Origin of the sequence: Moorena sp. SIO4E2 (genome assembly GCF_010671945.1) — a bacterium.
Lineage (GTDB): Bacteria > Cyanobacteriota > Cyanobacteriia > Cyanobacteriales > Coleofasciculaceae > Moorena > Moorena producens.
In genome coordinates, this window is sequence record NZ_JAAHIE010000765.1 from 1 (window position 1) to 2,942 (window position 2,942).

4 protein-coding genes are annotated in these 2,942 nt (G+C 45.6%); 3 read left to right on the plus strand and 1 reads right to left on the minus strand.

All coding sequences use genetic code 11. The annotated features are described in order from the left end of the window. On the minus strand, positions 1-124 hold a 124-nt coding region (locus F6K37_RS36800), incomplete at its 3' end, for an NADH-quinone oxidoreductase subunit K (RefSeq protein ID WP_287255926.1). A 349-nt stretch (positions 125-473) separates the two neighbouring features. Between F6K37_RS36800 and F6K37_RS36805 the strand changes: the two genes are divergently transcribed. The 3 genes from F6K37_RS36805 (at position 474) to F6K37_RS36815 (ending at position 2,795) form a co-directional block, all read left to right on the plus strand. Next, positions 474-1,730: an ATP-binding protein gene (locus F6K37_RS36805; protein ID WP_008189893.1), complete on the plus strand. Its 1,257-nt coding sequence runs from the start codon at positions 474-476 to the stop codon at positions 1,728-1,730. Positions 1,731-1,902: 172 nt separating this feature from the next. Continuing rightward, the gene (locus F6K37_RS36810) at positions 1,903-2,409 is read left to right on the plus strand and encodes a hypothetical protein (RefSeq protein ID WP_008189891.1); all 507 of its coding nucleotides are present in this window, start codon (positions 1,903-1,905) and stop codon (positions 2,407-2,409) included. Beyond that, positions 2,406-2,795 (plus strand): type II toxin-antitoxin system death-on-curing family toxin, encoded by a 390-nt coding sequence (locus F6K37_RS36815; RefSeq protein WP_008189890.1) that lies wholly within the window; start codon positions 2,406-2,408, stop codon positions 2,793-2,795. Before F6K37_RS36810 ends, F6K37_RS36815 begins: the two co-directional genes overlap by 4 nt. The last annotated feature ends 147 nt before the right edge of the window (positions 2,796-2,942 follow it).

The window sequence follows — 2,942 nt, forward strand, 5'->3', positions numbered from 1 at the left end:
CGTAATAGGCAATCACCCCCGTGCTCATGATATCCATAGAGATGATTTTCATAACCAGGTTCTTTTTCAGGATGATGCCGAAAAATCCGCACAATATTGTGGCAAATATGAATGCTTCTAACACGGGTTTTTGCCTATTGGGTAAGGGTTGGTGGTAATTATGCAGGACTTAAGCGGTTAAGTGGATTTCGCCCCCCTAGCCCCCCAATATTGGGGATTTCGCCCCCCTAGCCCCCCAATATTGGGGGGTAATGATGTCAAAGTCCCCCAGAATTGGGGGATTTAGGGGGCTTTGCGTAAGTCCTGATCATTAAAGAATGATACTGTCGAACAGTGCTATAAAATATATAGCACGTTTTAATAGTGCTAGGAACTATTGGCACTATTGAAAAGTTCCAAGGTAAACTATAGACTCATGCCACACCAAGGTTTTGGTTTGAGCTTGGAATTGGGAAAAACACGGGCAATAGCAGATGACAGAATCGACTGATGGCAAATCAATGGTTAACCTCAGCCCTGAGGATGTCAGCGATACAGTTAGCGATACAATTGGGGGGTTGCCAACTAGTGAAGGTGTGCCGCCGAAGGATGTCTACACTTGGGATCGGGATGCATTAGCCGTGAATCTTTTGGATTTATCAGTACCATTTGAATTGGTTGGGCGGCAAGCACAATTCCAGCGCATCACTCAAGTTTTAGCCCGTGATGGCAATCTGCTGATTGTGGGAGTGCCCGGAAGCGGACGGCGGACTTTGGTAAGGCGGGCCGCACGGGAAGTTGGAGTTAAAATCCTGGAGGTTGACTGCATCCGGGTTACGGATGGTCAGCGCTTTGTGCAACTGCTGTGGGAGAGCATAAACCAGACCTTTCCAATGGCAACGGTTCAAGCTCTAATGGCAGATTGGATTGAAGGTAAGGCAGCGGAATTATTTGTCCTGAAGGATGAAGCCAGTGGCACAGAGGGACTTAAACCAGTTCGGATCCAGAGCAAAGAGCTGCAACGGAAAGCATTTGAAGCATTACTCGATCTCCTGCAAAGGTTAGCTGAATCTGAGGGGGAACGGGTAGTGTTGATTTTGGAAAGTTTCCCCCACATCCGCTCTTGGGATCGTCATGGGGTGTGGGAAAAATTTTTGAGGGAACAGATCGAGGGTCAGACTCAGGTAAGTTATGTACTAGTGGCAACGATTGCAGAAACTAGTATTTATCCCCATGAACCAGGGAATAATTTGGAAATCGTGCAGCTGGCTCCTTTAGCTAATGATGTGGTTGCGGCTTGGGTAACTGAAGTTTTGCATACGCAACGGCTGACCTTCGATCCGCGATCGCAAGCACTGGAAATCTTTGTCAATGCCGTCCAAGGACACTTCGGTGATGCTTCGGCACTGGTGCGACGCCTCAAGTCGGTACGAGTTTCTGATGGGCTAATTCGTGATGGCCATGTTCAGCAGGCCATCCAAGAACTGCTAGCGGACTTATCCATGGTCTTCGAGTCATTACTGATGCTGCTTCCAGCTAATCAAGCCCATCTTTTAGAATCCCTGGCCCTAGACCCTACCGACAAGCCACAAAGTCGAGATTACATTCAAAAGCATTACCTATCGAGAGGGGGTTCTCTCCAAGGAGCGATCGCTGGGTTGCAGCACAAAGGTTTGATTTATGGCTCCGAGCAAGGCTACCGACTGGCTTTACCTCTGTTTGCTTTGTGGCTTTGCCAGCGTTTAAGTTGATCTCAAATTCAGTAGATGCACCTCAAGTAGCGTGACTGTAGGTCAATCGCATTTTTATTCTGTGTTATGTTTACTACTTTTTTGCTACACTCTGGGTATTATCTATGATGCCCAATGAAAGACGCTTTATCCTTTTTGACTTGCCTGAGCTAATAAACGCACACTTCAAGCCATGAACTCCCTAGATGCAATCACCCTCAAAGCCTTCTTGGTCGCCCTAACTCAGCTAGAGGATTCACTCTCAGCGGAACTTCAGGGTGAGTTAAATGCCCTTGGGAAGGAGTTTCCCTCCGGTGTTTCCAATCTTCATTTCTTGGCTAAGGGTTTGGCTCCCTTGGAAGAGGCTTACAAGAAGGCTCGTGGTATTTTGCAAGCTGACCCAGGAGAACGCCTCAATTGCGCTGGGTCTGATTTTGAAGATGCAGCCGAGAGTTATCAAGAAGACCTTCGGAATTTTATTACGGTGTTAAATGCCTCAGACTCTGTAGCTTCAGCTAAGGAAATAGCTCAAGAATCAGTCCCAATTCAGCAACTTCTGGTTCAGCTTCAAAAGGAAATGAGTATTACAGTGTCAAATCCTGCTAGTATTCCAGATAATTCTGAATTCGAGGCAGCAATGGAAGCTTTCGCGATAACTCGCAAAAACTATCGCAATGCTTTTCGGGAATTAGCTAAGTGAAAGAGCCTCGCTGGGTGCCAGAGCAAGCAGTAATAGCTATCCATGACGAGTTAATCCTAGAGCATGGCGGATGTTTTGGATTAAGAGATCCGAATTTACTTTCCAGTAGTTTAGCTAGACCTAAACATTTATTTGCTTACAGTGATAGTGCTAGTCTGTTTGATCTGACAGCAGCCTACGCTTTTAGTTTGGCAAAAAATCATCCTTTCGTCGATGGTAACAAGCGAATTGCCCTTGCTGTCATCGACGTTTTTTTACGTTTAAACGGATATGAGTTAGTGGCAGCAGAAGAAGAAGCCGTGATCAAGATTAATAATTTAGTAGAAGGAATAGAAAATCAAGAGTCTATAGCTACTTGGATTGCAGGTAACTCCCAGGAAGTGTAAGTAATAATAACAATATTTTTTGATTTTGATTACTAAACCGATGCTCTAGCGCTTTGCTGTGTCGATTGAGGGGATAATGGGTACAAGCTTAAATTAGTACGCTGTAGAAAACATGAACAGTGAAGGTGTACCACCGCAAGATGTCTA

Coding starts and splice junctions, on each gene's coding strand:
- F6K37_RS36805 (WP_008189893.1), top strand. CDS start 474: ATGACAGAATCGACTGATGGCAAATCAATGGTTAACCTCAGCCCTGAG.
- F6K37_RS36810 (WP_008189891.1), top strand. CDS start 1,903: ATGAACTCCCTAGATGCAATCACCCTCAAAGCCTTCTTGGTCGCCCTA.